Below are 16,407 nucleotides of genomic sequence, written 5' to 3'. Positions count from 1 at the left end.
TCTAGAAGCCCTCGAGCATCGAGACGGCGTCGAGTTCCTCCAGCTCGCGGCAGGCGATCCGGTAACCGTCGGCGATCTTGTCGACCGCGCCGGCGATATCGCTTTCGCTGTGGTTGGCCATCACCTGCATCCGGAAACGCGCCTGGCCTTTGGCCACCGCTGGGAATTCAACGAGGTTGGCTACCAACCCGTTTCGGTGCAACTGCCGACTGACCAGTCGGGCTATCCGCTCGCTTCCCATTTTGACGCAGACGATCGGCGACGGCTCACCGTAGACCTCGAAGCCCACGTCGGCCAGCCGCGTCCGCAATTGCAGGACATTGGTCATGCACTGGCGCCGCAGCTGCGCGCCTTCCGGGCTGTCGACGATGTCGAACGCCTTGAGCACGATGGCCGCCTGGATCGGCGACAGGGCGTTGGAGAAGGTATTCGGTGAGGCATAGAAGCGCAGGTACTCGGTCACCCGGCGATGCTTGGTCGCGACGAACCCACCGTTGGAGGCGAAGGTTTTGGAGAACGATCCCATCACGAGGTCGACCTTGCCCATCATACCTTGCAAGCCGATGTGGCCGCGGCCGTCGGGGCCGATGGAGCCCAGATCATGTGCGACATCGACCATCAGCGTCGCACCGAATTGGCGTGCCAGATCTTGCAATTCGGCGATGTCAGGCGTGTCCGAGTTCATCGAGAAGAGTGCCTCGGTGACGATCATGATGCCGTGGTCTCGGTCGTGCGCCCGGATCGCTTCCAGCTTCGCGCGGGCGTCGGCGGTGTCGTTGTGCTTGAACAGATGCACATTGCGCGTCGCGGCGGCCGCACCCTCCTGCAGGCAGGCGTGGGCGAGCCGGTCCATGACGATGTGATCGTCGGACCGCACCAGTCCCTTGACCACGCCGTAACCGGCGGCCCAGCCGGTGGAGAACAGGCTGACGTATTCGGCGTCGACGAAATCCGCGATCCTGCGCTCCAGGGCGAGCGACGCCGACGTGTTGCCTACCAGGGCGGGGGAGCCGGCGCTGTGAACGCCGTAGTCGTCGATCGCGGCCCACGCCGCGGCCTTGATCTCGGGGTGACCGGAGAGCGAAAGGTAGTCCTGCGAAGCGAAGTTCACGCCCGACATGGTTCTGCCGCCGTCGTCGTGCACGGTGGCGTGGCGCCGGGGACCGGCTTCGGTGGCCCGGCCGAACGGCCAGAGGCCGTGTTCGCGCCGGCAGTTCTGCCATTGATAGAAGCCGTCGACGCGTGCGACGAGATCGTCGCCGCGCGGTTCACGGAAGTCCTGCATGCTGCCGTCCAGCGTCGCGGGGTCTGTTGCCTCGGCGACCGTTGCGGCCTCGGGCAAGCCGGCTGTGAGAGTCACTGTGCTCCTTGGGATTTGATCTTGACATAGGTCAGGTTGCCCGCGCGCTCAGGTTACTGGTCTCGTGTTGAATAACCTGTGAATCGCGTTGTAATTGACTTTTAACAGTGCCGGTCGCAGACCTGAAAGCTCTAGGAGTCGTTCAAAAGCCCGGCGTCGCGGCGGCGGGACGCTAGGATGCTACGGGCCCGCGCCGGGGTAGGGGAGATCCCAACCGCCCCAACGGCTCTCGGGATGATCAGTCCTCGACGGGATCCTCGGAAGCGCGTTCGAGTGAATCCAGCGCCTGGTCAGCCAGTAGCCGCCCGACGTCGATCACTTCGTCGGCCCGGTGGAAATCCAGGCTGCGGCACGTCGAACGCGGCACCTCGATCAACAGATCGGGCGGGTAGGCCGACAGCATGTGCCGGGTGAGCGCGGACTGGGCGATGTCGAAGGCCCGGTACATCACCTCGAAGCTGCCCAGCTTCGGAACGCCGGGCGCTCCCACGATTTCGGCGGCGTCGTCCTCGCCCGAGTCCTCCGTCCAGGTGTCCGCACCGAACCGGCTCAGCACCGCTCGCGCGGTGGGCCGGTCGAGCAGCGAGCGCACCGCCGTGGTGTCCAGCAGCGCAGTTGTGCTGCGCACCATGCGATTCAGTAACTCGACGGTGGCGCCGGGCTCGGGTTCTCGTTTCGCGATCGCCTCGCTGCCGCTGACACTCACGGCGATCGTCAGGTCGGCATTGACCACCGCGAGCGGGGCCATCGGCAGCGGATCCAGGATGCCGCCGTCGGCGAGCAGGCGGCCGCCGACTTCGTGCGGAGGGATCACCCCCGGAATCGCGATGGATGCCCGGATCGCCTCGTCGAGCGGACCGCGCTGAAACCACACCGACTTGCCGGCCAGCAGGTCGGTCGCCACCGCCGTGTAGGGGATCGGCAGTTCCTCGATCCGGACGGGGCCCAGGATGTCGCGCACCGCCTCCAAAATCTTCTCCGCCCGCATCACTCCCGCCGCGCTGATCGACGGGTCGAGCAGTCGCAAGATGGTGCGTTGCGTCAGCGACTTCGCCCAGTCGGCGAAATCGTCGAGCCGCCCGGCGGCCTGCAGACCGCCGATCATCGCACCCATCGACGAGCCGGTGATCCCCACGATCTCGAAGCCGCGGTCCTGCAGCGCCTCGATGACCCCGATGTGGGCATACCCCCGGGCACCACCGCTGCCGAGTGCCACGGCGACCCGGGTAGGTGAGGATCGACGCGCAACGGCTTCGCCAGACACCCCTACATTTTGCGTGCCGGAACCGGCCCTCGCCGGGTCGGGGCGGCACTTTTTTCATCCGTGATCGCAATTGCGCAGGAGATCGCAATTGCGCAGGAGTTCGAGCCCCCGTCGGTGGCCGCTAGCCGCATTCGTCGTCGGCAGCCGCCCGCGCGGCGGTGATCACCGCGGCCTGCCGGGCCGGCGTCAAGTCCACCCACCTGGTGTTCCAGCTGCCCGCGGTGGCTGCCGGGGCGGTCTGCAGCATCGCCAAATAGGGCTCGAACTGGGATTCCCCGGTCTTGGGCCGCGTGTCCATCCACACTTTTGCGGCATGACAGGCCTGGTAGTACTCCTCTTCGGTCGACTCCGCGGGGACATCGACCTTGGTTGTCACCCCGGCGGGGGACAGGCCGACTACCCCCGGTGGCGCTGAGGCCCTGCCCGGTGGGCCGGCCGACGACGGCGGAGCCGACGACGTGACCCTGCCGGCGGGGGTACCGCCCGATGAGCACCCGGTGACCGAAAGCGCGGCGATCAAACCGGTCGCCACGACGAGAGTTCCCCAGCGCCGGGGGCGGTGACTGCACGACCACACCGCCCCAATCTATGCAACACTGGCGGCCGTGATGGAGCGCTTCGGATTTTGCGAGTGTTGTCGGCCTTAACGCGCCGCCCTTGCCCAATCCGATCCCTTGTGGAGTGCTCCAATGTCTGTGTCTGTCGCCAGTTCTGTTGCGTTGCGTCCGCCGGCCGTCGCGTCGCCCTCCGCCGGGCCGACGCGGCTGCGGGTTCCCGACCTGCTGCATGCCACCGATCGAGCCGCCGACGATGTGCTCAGCGGCCGTTGCGACCACCTGCTGCCCGACGGCGGCGTACCGGACTCGCGGCGCTGGTTCACCCGCATCCACGGCGACGACGAACTGGACGTCTGGCTGATCAGCTGGGTTCCCGGTCACCCCACCGAACTGCACGACCACGGCGGGTCATTGGGGGCGCTTACCGTGGTGTCCGGATCGCTCAACGAATTCCGTTGGGATGGAACGAATTTACGGCGACGCCGGCTCGATGCCGGTGATCAGGCCGGCTTTCCACTGGGCTGGGTGCACGACGTGGTGTGGGCGCCCAGGCCGGTCGCGCGCCCGCTGTCGGCGGCCGGCACCGGAATCCAGCGCCCGGTGGCACCGACGCTGAGCGTGCACGCGTACTCGCCGCCGCTGAGCGCGATGTCGTACTACGAGGTCACCAAGAACAGCAGGTTGCGCCGCCAGCGCACCGAACTGACCGACCAACCGGAGGGGACGCAATGAGCCGTATCGACGTGGTCTTGAGATCCGCCCGCCGCCGTTTTCGGCGGCTGGGGGCCGCTGAGGTGCCCGATGCACTGCGGCGCGGGGCGGTGCTCGTCGACATCCGGCCGCAAGCGCAGCGATTCCGCGAGGGCGAGGTTCCCGGCGCGCTGGTGATCGAACGCAATGTCCTGGAATGGCGTTGCGACCCGACCAGTGACGCCCGCCTGCCCGAAGCCGTCGGCGACGACGTCGAGTGGGTGATCCTGTGTTCGGAGGGCTACACCTCCAGCCTGGCGGCGGCCGCGCTGCTCGACATCGGCCTGCACCGGGCCACCGACGTCGTCGGTGGCTATCACGCGCTGGCCGGCGCCGGTGTGCTCGCCGAATTGGCCGGCGATCCGGTCAGTCCGGAAGTGCTGGCGAACGCCGGGGCGCCCGCTCGCCGCTGGCTCTAATCGTTGGCGTGCAACAGCGGTCGCAGCCGCTCGGTCTTCTCCGGCGTCCACCCGGGCGGTGACAACACCGCTGCCCAGCCGTTGGCGACGTCGGCGACGTAGCGGTGGCCGTGGCCGTCGGGGACGTCCACGGCGACGGCCATATCCGCCGACACTTGCAGGAAAGTCACCACGGGGATCCACCGTGTTTGGGGCAGCACGTCATAGCCGCGCCCTTCGCGTAGCCAATCCGGTTCGCTGAACAACAGATCCGGCGTCCACCACGCGATCGGGTCGGACGCGTGCTGCAAATACACCACCCGCGGTGCATCCCACGGATCCTTCGGCCGGTCCAGATTGCTTGGGCGAGCGACGAATCGGACGTTGTGGCCGTCGTTGTAAATGGGCAGCCACTCCGGCGAGCCGGCGTCGCGGGTGGCGGTCAGGTCCGTCCAGATGGTGTTGTTGAACGTCGGGCCGCTGAACAGCGCGCCGTCGGTGCGGGCTAGGACGTTGTTGAGGCTCATGAACGGCGCCTCACCGCCGAACGAGCCCAGGCTCTCACCGAAGACCACGAGCTTGGGGCGGTGTCCCTCCGGCAGCTGCCGGATCAGTCTGTCTACGGCCTCGAACAATGCCTGGCCGGCGTGCCGGGCATTCTCCTTGTCCACCAAAAACGACAGCCAGCTCGGCAAGAACGAGTACTGCATGCTGACGATCGCGGAGTTGCCGTTGTACATGTACTCCAGTGCCGAGGCTTCGGCTTCGTTGATCCAGCCGGTGCCGGTAGTCGTTGCGACCGCCACGATCTCGCGCTGTAAGCCGCCTTCACGTTGCAGTTCGCGTGCCGCCAGCTCAGCAGTCGCGGTGATGCCATCGGCGGAATTCAGGCCGGCATAGGCGCGGATGGGCTCGGTGGCCGGGGCGCCGTTGAAGCTGGTCAGTTCGTCGAGTTTGGGACCGCCCTCGACGAAGATGCGGCCCTCGCGGCCCAACGACTCCCACGACACCAGCGATTGCGGCCCGCCCGACCGCAGCGGACTTTTCGGCGCCGCGGTCTCGGGATTCATCTCGTTGTTGGTCGCGGCGAACGTGTTGTTCATGGTGCGCATCGCGGACTTGAGCACGACGCCGTTAAGCAGGGTGATCGTCAACGTCACGAGCAGGGCCACCACAATGGTCACCGAGAGGCGAAACGGTGCGATCCGATCCAGTTGTCCCACAAGGAAACTGACCAGCACGCGGATGGCCTGGCCAATTTCGACGACGGTGAACAGCACGATGATGGACAGGACCGCGGCGATCGGGTAGTCGTACCAGTGCAGGTGCGCGACACCCATCAGGTCGCGCACGTCGTCCTGCCATACGTGGAACCGGATCGCCATCAGCACCTGGCCCACCACCGCGACCGGGATCAACACCTTCCATGCCCACCGCGGCGGTGGCGGGCTGTAGTTCTTGGTGCGCATGTAGCGCACCAGCCAGACCGAAAAGACGCCCAGCCCATAACCGATGGCGCCGGAGAAGCCGCTGACCAACGCCTGGAAAATCGCGCCGCGGGGCAGCAGTGACGGTGTCAGCGAGAACCAGATGAAGATCAGACCGACCGCGGTGCCGGTAAAGGTGTAGTGGCGCACCCAAAACGGCTTGGTCGCGATCTCGGCCAGCTCGTCGGTGCTGTCCGGCCCGGCTGCCGGTTCGGGTTCCGGTTCGGTGGCGACGCTCGTCGCTGCGGCGTCTCGGGGGTCCGAGAGTTTGTCTGCGCCGGCCGTCGATCCGTCGTCGGCCGCGGTCGCAGCACCTGACTCGCTCACGAGAGCATCTTAGCGATGGGTGAAGTTGGGATCCCGCTTCTCGACGAATGCCGCCATGCCCTCGGACTGGTCGTGGGTCGCGAAGGTGGAATGGAACAGCCTGCGTTCGTAGAGAAGTCCCTCGGCCAGGGTGGACTCGAAGGCACGGTTGACGGCTTCCTTGGCCATCCGCGACGCCGACAGCGACATCCGCGAAATCGTGGTGGCGACGGCCTTGGCCTCGCTCATCAGGTCGTCGGCCGGCACCACCCGCGACACCAGACCGCTGCGTTCGGCTTCTTCGGCGCCGATGGTGCGACCGGTCAGGATCAGGTCCATCGCCTTGGCCTTGCCGATTGCGCGGGTGAGACGCTGCGAACCGCCCATGCCCGGCAGCACACCCAGTTTGATCTCGGGCTGGCCGAATTTCGCGTTATCGGCCGCGATCAGCAGATCGCACATCATCGCCAGCTCGCAGCCGCCGCCGAGCGCGTATCCGGCCACCGCGGCGATCGTCGGCGTGCGCACGGCGGACAGCTTGCCCCAGGTGGCGAAGAAGTCCGAACCGAACGCGTCGGCGAAGCTCAGCCCGGCCATCTCCTTGATGTCGGCGCCCGCGGCGAAGGCCTTGCCGCCCGCGCCGGTGATGATGATCGCGCCGATGCCCGGATCGTTGTCGAATTCTGTTGCCGCGCCGGTGACTTCGATCATCACCTGGCTGTTGAGCGCGTTGAGCGCCTTCGGCCGGTTCAGCGTGATGGTCCCGACCCGCTCGTCGCGCTCGACCAAGATGGTTTCGTAGTTTGTTGGGGTTGTCCCGCTCATCCAAATCGCCTTTCTAGAAAGTCAAGTCGTCATCGACCGGCGCGAAATACGCCTCGATGTCGGCCGCGGAGACCGCGGCGAAGTCCGGCGGCGACCACTTCGGATTACGATCCTTGTCGATGATCTGTGCCCGAATGCCTTCCACCAGATCGTGTGAGTGTGCCGAGGCCGACGACACTCGATAGTCCTGCACCAGAACATCTTCCAGCGTTTCCATTTTCGCCGCCCTCCGCACCGCCTCCAGCGTCACCGACACCGCGATGGGGGATCGGGTGCCGATCAGATTCGCGGCGTCTTGCGCCGGCTCGGCGTCATGACGGCGCAGCGCCGCGAGAATGTCCTCGACGGTATCGCCGGCAAAACATTCGTCGATCCAATGGCGTTGCGCGACAAGCTCACTCGGTGGCGGCGCGGTGGCGTGGGCGGCCAGTGCACTCTCGATGCTTTCGTCGACGATCGCTTGGCGAAACGCCTCGAGTTGGCCGTGCGGGACGTAGTGATCGGCGAAGCCCAGCGCGATCGCGTCGGCCCCGGAGAACGGTGCGCCGGTCAGCGCGGCGTACAGACCGAGGGCGCCGGGCGCCCGGGACAGCAGAAACGCTCCGCCGACGTCGGGGATGAACCCGATGCCTACCTCCGGCATTGCCACCTTTGATGTTTCGGTGACCACGCGAACGCTGCCGTGGGCGCTGACGCCGACCCCGCCGCCCATCACGATGCCGTCCATCAACGACACGTACGGCTTGGCGAATCGCCCGATCTGACCGTTCAGCAGATACTCGTCGCGCCAGAATTTCCGCACCTCGACGCCGTCCTTGCGGGCGCTGTGATAGACCGCGACCACGTCGCCGCCGGCGCACAACCCGCGTTCGCCGGCACCGGACAGCACCACCGCGCGCACCGCGTCGTCGTTTTCCCAGCGCGTCAGCAGGGGGCTCAACACGTCGACCATCGTCTGATTGAGCGAATTGATTGCCTTGGGGCGGTTGAGCGTGATCAGGCCGACGCCATTGTCGACACGGGCCAGAATCTCGTCGGATTGCTCGGTCGCGCCTTCGGTCACTGGGCAGCCTCTCAGTCCGTTTCCGGGTCGCAATCTGTGCCCAGGGTGTCGCCGCGATGACTACCGGGCCTTGACCAGCAATCTAGATCGTGACAAGCGACGCGATGCCCGCGGGTAAGGATTATGTTTGAGCTTGGCGACAGGCGCCGGGCCCGGATATACCCTGAAAACACCAGTTCCGCTGGGAACCTGGGACGGCGACTGATCGTTGAGCAAGTGTTCGCACGACGCGAAGCCACAGTCTTAAGAGAGGATCCGACGGTGCGGGAGACCAGCAACCCGGTATTTCGTTCGCTGCCCAAGCAGAGCGGCGGATATGCGCAATTCGGCACTGGCGCGGCCCAGATGCAGCAGGGGTACTACCAAGCCGACCCTTACACGGCTCCCTACCAGGAGGCCAAGGCCACCCGCCCGGTGACCATCGACGACGTCGTCACCAAGACCGGCATCACGCTCGGCGTGCTGACCGTGTCGGCGATCGTCTCCTACTTCCTGGTGAGCAACAACCTCGCCCTGGCGATGCCGCTGACCCTGATCGGTGCGCTGGGCGGTTTCGTGCTCGTGATGATCGCGACGTTCGGCCGCAAGCAGGACAACCCGGGAATCGTGCTCAGCTACGCCGTCCTCGAGGGCCTGTTCCTCGGTGCGGTCTCGTTTGTCTTCGCCAACTTCCAGGTGTCGCACGTCAACGCGGGCGCGCTGATCGGTGAGGCGGTCCTGGGCACCTTCGGGGTGTTCTTCGGCATGCTCGTCGTCTACAAGACCGGCGCTATCCGGGTGACTCCGAAATTCACCCGCTGGGTGGTCGGCGCGATGTTCGGTGCGCTGGCCCTGATGATCGGCAACCTGGTGCTCGGCATGTTCGGTTTCGGTGGCGGAGCGGGCCTGGGCCTGCGCAGCGGTGGACCGCTGGCGATCCTGTTCTCGCTGGTCGTGATCGGCATCGCGGCGTTCAGCTTCCTGATCGACTTCGACGCGGCCGACCAGATGATCCGCGCCGGAGCTCCCGAGAAGGCGGCCTGGGGCATTGCGCTCGGCCTGACCGTGACGCTGGTCTGGCTGTACCTGGAGATCCTGCGTCTGCTCAGTTATCTGCAGAACGATTAGCTTCTCGTACGCAGAAAAGCCGGCTTGCCTTCGGGCGGGCCGGCTTTTTGCTGCGCTGGACCGCTCCTCGCCTAAACCGCTCCTGGCCGCATTGAGTGTGCGGCCACGTCGCCCTGGGCGCACATTCGCCGCCCAGGACGCACACTCGTCGCGGCAGACGAGCTCAGCAACGAGCTCGGAAAAGAGCTAGCTGAGTCGCTCGATCACCATCGCCATGCCCTGGCCACCGCCAACGCACATGGTCTCCAGGCCAAACGTCTTGTCGTAGGTCTGCAGGTTGTTGATCAGCGTGGCGGCGATCCGGGCGCCGGTCATGCCGAACGGGTGGCCCAGCGCGATCGCGCCGCCGGAGACGTTCAGCTTGTCCTCGTCCATGCCCAGCTCCCGGGCCGAGCCCAGCACCTGCACCGCGAAGGCCTCGTTGATCTCGTAGAGGTCGATGTCGTTGATCGACATGCCCGCCCGAGCCAGCGCCTTCTTGGACGCCTCGATCGGGCCCAGCCCCATGATCTCCGGCGAGAGGCCGCTGACGCCGGTGGCGACGATGCGGGCCAGCGGCGTCAGGCCCAGCTCCTTGGCCTTGGTGTCGCTCATGATCACCAGCGCCGCCGCGCCGTCGTTCAGCGGACAAGCGTTGCCCGCCGTCACCGTGCCGTTGGGCCGGAACACCGGCTTGAGCTCGCTGATCTTCTCGTAGGTGGTGCCCGGTCGCGGACCGTCGTCGGTGCTCACCGTGGTGCCGTCGGGCAGGGTCACCGGCGAGATCTCCCGCTCGAAGAACCCGCTCTTGATCGCCTCCTCGGCGCGGTTCTGGCTGCGCACGCCCCAGTGGTCCTGGTCTTCGCGGCTCACGCCGGTCAGCAGTGCGACGTTCTCCGCCGTCTGCCCCATCGCGATGTAGACGTCGGGCAGGTTGTCGTCGGCGCGTGGGTCGTGCCACTCGTCGGCGCCGTTGGCGGCGGCCGCGGAGCGCTCCTGCGCCTCGTCGAACAGCGCGTTCTTGGTGTCCGGCCACGAGTCGGCGCTGCCCTTGGCGAAGCGGGACACCGTCTCCACGCCCGCGGAGATGAACACGTCGCCCTCACCGGCCTTGATCGCGTGGAACGCCATCCGGCTGGTCTGCAGGGACGACGAGCAATACCGGTTGACGGTGGTGCCGGGCAGGAAGTCGTAGCCCAGTTCGACGGCGACCACGCGCGCCAGGTTGAATCCCGCCTCACCGCCGGGCTGGCCGCAGCCCAGGATCAGGTCGTCGATCTGATGCGGGTTGAGCGCGGGGACCTTGTCGAGTGCGGCGCGCACCATCTGGGCGGCCAGGTCGTCGGGCCGCATGTTGACCAGCGACCCCTTCATGGCCCGCCCGATCGGCGAGCGGGCGGCGGAGACGATGACGGCTTCGGGCATGACGGTTCCCTTCAAGATGCTTCGCTCGCGTGAAAACGGGTGGCACACCCAACCCGGCGGGCTAAGGCAAATCTAGTCGGTGCCGATTCGTCAGTTCGACGACGGGGCGGCCTCGCTGGGCGACGGCCGTCGCCACAGCCGCGACATGGCGCTCAGCGGGGTGTGGCCGCCGCTGACCATGGGTGTCTCGGCGCGCGCGGCCAGGTTGAGCACTGGGCCCTCGATCTCTTGGCCCAGCGCATCGCAGAGCGCGACCAGCAGCTGCGCGGCGGCCAGGGCGTACGCGGTCGGCGAGGGATGGAAGCCGTCGGCGGAGAACATCAGTTCGGGAGTGGCCCGGAATTGGGGAGCCAGCAGGTGGGCCAGCGGCACCGGCACCCCGCCGGCGGATCGCACCGACGCGGTCTGTGCACGGGCGAGCTGTCGGGTCCGCGCGTGCGCCAGCGATCGCAGCGGCTGGGGGATCGCGGAGATCACGCCAAGATCCGGGCAGGTGCCGACGATCACCACCGCGCCACGCGAACGCAGCTTGCGCACGGTCCGGCCCAGCCGTCGGGCGGACTGGCTGATCCCGTTCAGGGCGGTGACGTCGTTGGCGCCGATCATCATCACGGCCGCGTCCGGCGGTGACCCGGCGACGAACATCGCATCGACCTGCCCGCTGACGCCCTTTGAGGTCGCGCCGACAATGGCCTTGGTGCTCAACCGAATACGCTTGCCGGTCTGTTCGGCGAGGCCACGCGCGATCAGCACACCCGGCACTTCCTCGGCGCTCGCGCAGCCGTACCCGGTGGCGGTCGAGTCGCCGAAGATCATCAGGTGCATGTCCGCGGACATGCCACGTTGCCACCGCTGCACCGGCCCGCCGCCCGGGCTGTACACGCCGTCGGCGCGCGGTGGGATGTCCCAGGCCCGGGGGATCACCGTGCGCGCGTGCGTCGCCTGGCCGACCAGGAGGTTTCGTGCGCCCAGATAGGCCGTACCTGTCGAGGCGACTGCGCCTGCCGCGGCCAGGGCGATTGTCGAAAGACGCGGCACCCGCACGGTCACGGGATCATTTTAGATCGGCTGTCGGGTTTGCGCGGACGGCCGACCAACAAAGCGGTCACGTTGTGAATCAGATGTGGTATCAAATCAGACTCTTCAAACGTTCCTTTAAGAAATGCCTGCGAAGCTAAGTTTAACGGGTTGGCTGAACGACTCGGCGCACCATTTGAACCGGGCGCTCGGTTTGCTCGTCACATGCTGTATCGCACTACAACGGCGTAGGAGTGTCGAGCATGACCGCACCCAGCAAGGTTTCCGGTGCACCCCGGAATGCCGCCCATCTTCGTGACCTGCTGAAGTCGCGCAGGGCCGAGGCGCGCAAATTCGCTATCAGCGACGGCGCACCGGTAGAAGTCCTCGAATCCGGCCCCAGCGTCCAGGGGCGGGTAGCCACGCTGGCCTCACGCGTGACGATTCGACCAATTCTGGCGGCCGGCAGCTACGCCCCCACGTTGCCGTGGCCGTGGGGTCTGATCGACCTCGCGGCCAGGGCGTTGCTGCCGGTGTCGGCCACCGTGCGTAACACCGTGAAGTTGCCCAACGCGTCGGCACAATTGGTCCGCGCTCCAGGAGTGCTGCCTGCGGACGGCACCCGGCGGGTCGTGCTCTACTTCCACGGCGGCGCGTTCTTGACCTGCGGAGCAAACTCTCACGGCCGCGTGGTCGAATCGATCTCCAAGTTTGCTGACTCGCCCGTTCTGGTGGTCAACTACCGCCTGTTGCCCAAGCATTCGATCGGTATGGCGGTGCGGGACTGTCACGACGGCTACCGCTGGTTGCGGCGGCGCGGCTTCCAGCCCGACCAGATCGTTCTCGCCGGCGACTCCGCCGGCGGCTACCTCGCGCTGACGCTGGCGCAGCGGCTGCAGGAGGAGGGCGAGGAGCCTGCGGCGCTGGTGGCGATCTCGCCACTGCTGCAACTGGCAAAGGAATACAAGCAAACGCATCCCAATATCAAGACCGATGCGATGTTCGGAGCAAAGGCATTCGACGCACTCGTCGAATTGGTTGCTAGCGCGGCGAGGACGAACATCGTCGACGGCAAGCCCGAGGAGATCTACGAACCCCTCGACCACATCAAGCCCGGCCTTCCGCGCACGCTGATCCACGTGTCGGGGTCCGAGGTGCTGCTGCACGACGCGCGGTTAGCGGCGAGCCGGCTGGCGGCCGCCGGGGTACCGGCCGAGGTACGGGTCTGGCCCGGCCAGGTTCACGATTTCCAGCTGGCGGCGCCGCTGGTGCCCGAGGCCGTTCGTTCGCTGCGCCAAATCGGCGAGTACATCCGCGAAGCCACCGGCTAGTCGTTCGGTTCCGCACGGCCGGCCCGGAGACCTATTGCACCGAGAGCGGGTGTGCGCGGCCAGAAATCGCCTGAGACGATAAGCGCATGCGAATTGCGCAGCACATCAGTGACATCATCGGCGGCACGCCACTGGTTCACCTGAACTCCGTCATCCCCGCCGGTGCTGGCACGGTTGCGGCAAAGGTCGAGTACCTCAACCCCGGCGGTAGCTCCAAGGACCGCATCGCGGTGAAGATGATCGACGCCGCCGAGTCCGCCGGTCTGCTCCAGCCGGGCGGCACGATCGTCGAACCCACCTCGGGCAACACCGGTGTCGGGCTGGCGCTGGTGGCCCAGCACCGCGGCTACAAGTGCGTGTTCGTCTGCCCCGACAAGGTCAGCGAGGACAAGCGCAACGTGCTGATCGCGTACGGCGCGGAGGTCGTGGTGTGCCCGACGGCGGTGCCGCCGGAGCACCCGGACAGCTACTACAGCGTCTCCGACCGGCTGGTTCGCGAGATCGACGGCGCCTGGAAGCCCGACCAGTACGCCAACCCGCAGGGCCCGGCCAGCCACTACGCGACCACCGGTCCCGAGGTGTGGGCCGACACCGACGGCAAGGTCACCCACTTCGTCGCCGGCATCGGCACCGGCGGGACGATCACCGGCGCGGGCCGCTACCTCAAAGAGGTGTCCGCCGGCCGGCCAGAAGGACCGGTGCGCATCATCGGCGCGGACCCCGAAGGGTCGGTGTATTCGGGCGGCACCGGCCGGCCCTATTTGGTGGAAGGCGTCGGAGAGGATTTCTGGCCCGCCGCGTATGACCCGACGGTGCCCGACCAGATCATCGCCGTATCCGACTCCGACTCGTTCGACATGACCCGGCGGCTGGCCCGGGAAGAAGCCATGCTGGTCGGCGGCTCGTGCGGGATGGCCGTGGTGGCCGCGGCGAAGGTGGCCGAGGAAGCCGGGCCCGACGCACTCGTCGTCGTGTTGCTTCCGGACGGCGGCCGAGGCTACATGTCGAAGATCTTCAACGACGCGTGGATGTCGTCGTACGGCTTCCTGCGCACCCGCCTCGACGGCTCGACGGAACAGCCCACCGTCGGCGACGTGCTGCGCGGAAAGTCGGGTGCGCTGCCGGACCTGGTCCACACCCACCCAACCGAGACGGTGCGCGACGCCATCGGCATTCTGCGCGAGTACGGGGTGTCCCAGATGCCCGTGGTCGGCGCCGAGCCCCCGGTGATGGCCGGTGAGGTCGCCGGCAGTGTCTCGGAGCGCGAACTGCTTTCGGCCGTCTTCGAGGGCCGCGCCAAATTGGCCGACGCCGTCTCCCAGCACATGAGCCCGCCGTTGCCGATCATCGGTGCCGGCGAGCTGGTCAGCGCGGCCGGAAAGGCGCTGCGCGACTGGGATGCGCTGATGGTCGTCGAGGAGGGCAAACCCGTCGGGGTCATCACCCGATACGACCTGTTGGGCTTTCTGTCGGATGGCCCCCGGGTACAGGCAGGGCGACGTTAACGGCGCGTGTCCGCGGCCTCCGCGACAGGTGGCTTCTCAGGTACTGTAATGCGGCTAGTTCAGCTAACCCGCCGTGGAAGGTTGCACCATGACCGATCAGCCGCCGCCCTCTTCGCCGCCTGAACCACCCGGTGGCTACGAACCGGCCTCTGGCGGGTATGAACCCGCTCCTTCCGCTCAGGGTGGTTCTTTCCCGCCACCGCCACCGCCTCCGCCGCCCGGCGGGAGTTACCCGCCACCCCCGCCGCCGTCTGGTGGCGGATACGCCCCGCCGCCGCCCGGACCGGTGATCCGGGCGCTGCCGACGGACTCCTACACGCCGTGGATCACCCGGGTGCTGGCGCTGCTGATCGACTACCTGCCGTACGCGATCGTGCAGGGCATCGGCACCGGGATCATGTACGCCACCCAGCAGTCGTCCTGCGTCACCGACATCACCCAGTACGACGTCAGCCAATACTGCGTAAGCCAGCCCTCGACGATCGGCCAGCTGGCGCAATGGTTGGCGACGCTCGCGGGCTTGGCGTACTGGCTCTGGAACCGGGGCTACCGCCAGGGCACCACCGGCTCGAGCCTGGGCAAGTCCGTCATGAAGATCAAAGTGGTCAGCGAGACGACCGGAGCGCCGATCGGCTTCGGGATGTCCGTCGTGCGTGACCTCGCCCACTTCGTCGACGCCGTCATCTGCTTCATCGGATTCCTGTTTCCGCTCTGGGACGCCAAGCGGCAGACCATCGCTGACAAGATCCTGACGACCGTGGTGCTGCCGATCTGACGGGTCAGACCGAGCCCATTTGCATAACCGCACTCGGCGCAATCCGTGGCGCTCACTAGGCTGAACGGCGATGAGCGAAAACCCGAACGGACACCACGCAATCAAGGGACTGGCCACCAAAGCCATCCACGCCGGCTACCGCCCGGATCCCGCGACGGGGGCAGTGAACGCTCCGATCTACGCCAGCAGCACGTTCGCCCAGGACGGCGTCGGCGGTTTGCGCGGCGGGTTCGAATACGCGCGCACCGGCAACCCGACCCGGGCCGCGCTGGAAGCCTCGCTGGCGGCCCTGGAAGGCGATGAAGGCGGTGCCTTCGGACGGGCGTTCAGCTCCGGCATGGCCGCCACCGACTGTGCCCTGCGCGCCATGCTGCGGCCCGGCGATCATCTGGTCATCCCGAATGACGCCTACGGCGGCACATTCCGCTTGATCGACAAGGTCTTCACGCAGTGGAACGTCGGGTACACGCCGGCAGCGCTGTCCGACCTCGACGCCGTGGCGGCCGCGATCACGCCGCAGACCCGGCTGATCTGGGTGGAAACACCGACGAACCCGCTGCTGTCCATCGCCGACATCGCGGCCATCGCCGACATCGGCAAGCGGCATTCGGCAAAAGTTTTGGTGGACAGCACCTTTGCTTCGCCAGCGCTGCAGCAGGCGTTGACGCTGGGCGCCGACGTCGTGCTGCACTCGACGACCAAGTACATCGGTGGCCACTCCGATGTGGTGGGTGGCGCATTGGTCACCAACGACAAGGCGCTCGACGACGCCTTCGGCTTTCTGCAAAACGGGGCCGGCGCGGTGCCGGGCCCGTTCGACGCCTACCTGACGATGCGCGGCCTCAAGACGCTAGTGCTGCGGATGCAGCGGCATAGCGAAAACGCTTTGGCCGTAGCGGAATTCCTCGCCGGCCACCCGTCGGTGAGTGCGGTCCTCTACCCGGGCCTGCCCACCCATCCCGGGCACGACGTCGCCGCGCGGCAGATGTCAGGTTTCGGCGGCATGGTGTCGGTGCGCATGCGCGGCGGCCGGGCGGCGGCCGAAAAGCTCTGTGCCGCCACCGGAGTGTTCATCCTGGCGGAATCACTGGGTGGGGTCGAGTCGCTGATCGAGCACCCGAGCGCGATGACGCACGCCTCAACGGCCGGGTCGCAATTGGAAGTTCCCGATGACCTGGTTCGGCTGTCGGTGGGTATCGAAGATGTCAACGACCTGCTGGCCGACCTGGAACAAGCCCTCGGCTAGTTCGCCGCGCAA

At 66.9% G+C, this 16,407-nt stretch carries 15 protein-coding genes; 7 read left to right on the top strand and 8 right to left on the bottom strand.

Annotated elements, in window-relative coordinates; genetic code table 11:
• Position 1: 1 nt before the first annotated feature.
• The 3 genes from AC5Y5O_RS27180 to AC5Y5O_RS27170 all read right to left on the bottom strand — a co-directional run bounded on the left by AC5Y5O_RS27180 (position 2) and on the right by AC5Y5O_RS27170 (position 3,201).
• Positions 2-1,360, bottom strand: coding sequence for an aminotransferase class I/II-fold pyridoxal phosphate-dependent enzyme (locus tag AC5Y5O_RS27180; protein WP_500028158.1), 1,359 nt, complete (start codon positions 1,358-1,360; stop codon positions 2-4).
• 238 nt (positions 1,361-1,598) lie between these two features.
• On the bottom strand, positions 1,599-2,624 hold the full coding sequence (locus AC5Y5O_RS27175) for a patatin-like phospholipase family protein (protein ID WP_500028156.1): 1,026 nt from the start codon (positions 2,622-2,624) through the stop codon (positions 1,599-1,601).
• Between the two features lie 121 nt (positions 2,625-2,745).
• Positions 2,746-3,201: a lipoprotein LpqV gene (locus AC5Y5O_RS27170; RefSeq protein ID WP_207768590.1), complete on the bottom strand. Its 456-nt coding sequence runs from the start codon at positions 3,199-3,201 to the stop codon at positions 2,746-2,748.
• A gap of 112 nt (positions 3,202-3,313) precedes the next feature.
• Between AC5Y5O_RS27170 and AC5Y5O_RS27165 the strand changes: the two genes are divergently transcribed.
• Both AC5Y5O_RS27165 and AC5Y5O_RS27160 read left to right on the top strand, forming a co-directional pair.
• Positions 3,314-3,913 (top strand): cysteine dioxygenase, encoded by a 600-nt coding sequence (locus AC5Y5O_RS27165; RefSeq protein ID WP_096289804.1) that lies wholly within the window; start codon positions 3,314-3,316, stop codon positions 3,911-3,913.
• A complete protein-coding gene (locus tag AC5Y5O_RS27160; protein WP_096289803.1) occupies positions 3,910-4,350 on the top strand; it encodes a rhodanese-like domain-containing protein in 441 nt (146 codons plus the stop codon). Before AC5Y5O_RS27165 ends, AC5Y5O_RS27160 begins: the two co-directional genes overlap by 4 nt.
• On the opposite strand, the gene AC5Y5O_RS27155 is transcribed toward AC5Y5O_RS27160, so the two are convergent.
• The 3 genes from AC5Y5O_RS27155 to AC5Y5O_RS27145 all read right to left on the bottom strand — a co-directional run bounded on the left by AC5Y5O_RS27155 (position 4,347) and on the right by AC5Y5O_RS27145 (position 8,010).
• Positions 4,347-5,996, bottom strand: coding sequence for an alpha/beta hydrolase (locus AC5Y5O_RS27155; protein WP_500028180.1), 1,650 nt, complete (start codon positions 5,994-5,996; stop codon positions 4,347-4,349). The genes AC5Y5O_RS27160 and AC5Y5O_RS27155 overlap by 4 nt on opposite strands.
• Before the next feature lie 156 nt (positions 5,997-6,152).
• Complete coding sequence (locus tag AC5Y5O_RS27150; RefSeq protein WP_096289801.1) at positions 6,153-6,947, bottom strand: enoyl-CoA hydratase; 795 nt, start codon at positions 6,945-6,947, stop codon at positions 6,153-6,155.
• A gap of 13 nt (positions 6,948-6,960) precedes the next feature.
• On the bottom strand, positions 6,961-8,010 hold the full coding sequence (locus AC5Y5O_RS27145; protein WP_096289800.1) for an enoyl-CoA hydratase/isomerase family protein: 1,050 nt from the start codon (positions 8,008-8,010) through the stop codon (positions 6,961-6,963).
• 261 nt (positions 8,011-8,271) lie between these two features.
• Between AC5Y5O_RS27145 and AC5Y5O_RS27140 the strand changes: the two genes are divergently transcribed.
• Complete coding sequence (locus AC5Y5O_RS27140; RefSeq protein ID WP_500028152.1) at positions 8,272-9,117, top strand: Bax inhibitor-1/YccA family protein; 846 nt, start codon at positions 8,272-8,274, stop codon at positions 9,115-9,117.
• Between the two features lie 186 nt (positions 9,118-9,303).
• Here the strand turns inward: AC5Y5O_RS27140 and AC5Y5O_RS27135 are convergent, their stop codons facing one another.
• Together AC5Y5O_RS27135 and AC5Y5O_RS27130 are read right to left on the bottom strand one after the other, a co-directional pair.
• The gene (locus tag AC5Y5O_RS27135; protein WP_500028150.1) at positions 9,304-10,521 is read right to left on the bottom strand and encodes an acetyl-CoA C-acetyltransferase; all 1,218 of its coding nucleotides are present in this window, start codon (positions 10,519-10,521) and stop codon (positions 9,304-9,306) included.
• A 90-nt stretch (positions 10,522-10,611) separates the two neighbouring features.
• Positions 10,612-11,559 carry an SGNH/GDSL hydrolase family protein gene (locus tag AC5Y5O_RS27130; RefSeq protein ID WP_500028178.1) on the bottom strand — a complete coding sequence of 316 codons (948 nt, stop codon included), beginning with the start codon at positions 11,557-11,559 and terminating at the stop codon, positions 10,612-10,614.
• A 242-nt stretch (positions 11,560-11,801) separates the two neighbouring features.
• On the opposite strand from AC5Y5O_RS27130, the gene AC5Y5O_RS27125 reads away from it, so the two are divergent.
• The 4 genes from AC5Y5O_RS27125 to AC5Y5O_RS27110 all read left to right on the top strand — a co-directional run bounded on the left by AC5Y5O_RS27125 (position 11,802) and on the right by AC5Y5O_RS27110 (position 16,395).
• The gene (locus AC5Y5O_RS27125) at positions 11,802-12,869 is read left to right on the top strand and encodes an alpha/beta hydrolase (protein ID WP_500028149.1); all 1,068 of its coding nucleotides are present in this window, start codon (positions 11,802-11,804) and stop codon (positions 12,867-12,869) included.
• An 86-nt stretch (positions 12,870-12,955) separates the two neighbouring features.
• Positions 12,956-14,374, top strand: coding sequence for a cystathionine beta-synthase (locus AC5Y5O_RS27120; RefSeq protein WP_500028148.1), 1,419 nt, complete (start codon positions 12,956-12,958; stop codon positions 14,372-14,374).
• An 88-nt stretch (positions 14,375-14,462) separates the two neighbouring features.
• Complete coding sequence (locus AC5Y5O_RS27115) at positions 14,463-15,149, top strand: RDD family protein (RefSeq protein WP_500028147.1); 687 nt, start codon at positions 14,463-14,465, stop codon at positions 15,147-15,149.
• A gap of 70 nt (positions 15,150-15,219) precedes the next feature.
• Complete coding sequence (locus AC5Y5O_RS27110) at positions 15,220-16,395, top strand: cystathionine gamma-synthase (protein ID WP_500028146.1); 1,176 nt, start codon at positions 15,220-15,222, stop codon at positions 16,393-16,395.
• Positions 16,396-16,407 lie beyond the last annotated feature (12 nt).

This window comes from Mycobacterium sp. NGS40 (genome assembly GCF_059812735.1).
This window is presented reverse-complemented; position numbering and strand designations above follow the sequence as displayed.

Coding starts and splice junctions, on each gene's coding strand:
- AC5Y5O_RS27135 (WP_500028150.1), bottom strand. CDS start 10,521: ATGCCCGAAGCCGTCATCGTCTCCGCCGCCCGCTCGCCGATCGGGCGG.
- AC5Y5O_RS27125 (WP_500028149.1), top strand. CDS start 11,802: ATGACCGCACCCAGCAAGGTTTCCGGTGCACCCCGGAATGCCGCCCAT.
- AC5Y5O_RS27120 (WP_500028148.1), top strand. CDS start 12,956: ATGCGAATTGCGCAGCACATCAGTGACATCATCGGCGGCACGCCACTG.
- AC5Y5O_RS27110 (WP_500028146.1), top strand. CDS start 15,220: ATGAGCGAAAACCCGAACGGACACCACGCAATCAAGGGACTGGCCACC.
- AC5Y5O_RS27150 (WP_096289801.1), bottom strand. CDS start 6,947: ATGAGCGGGACAACCCCAACAAACTACGAAACCATCTTGGTCGAGCGC.
- AC5Y5O_RS27160 (WP_096289803.1), top strand. CDS start 3,910: ATGAGCCGTATCGACGTGGTCTTGAGATCCGCCCGCCGCCGTTTTCGG.
- AC5Y5O_RS27115 (WP_500028147.1), top strand. CDS start 14,463: ATGACCGATCAGCCGCCGCCCTCTTCGCCGCCTGAACCACCCGGTGGC.
- AC5Y5O_RS27165 (WP_096289804.1), top strand. CDS start 3,314: ATGTCTGTGTCTGTCGCCAGTTCTGTTGCGTTGCGTCCGCCGGCCGTC.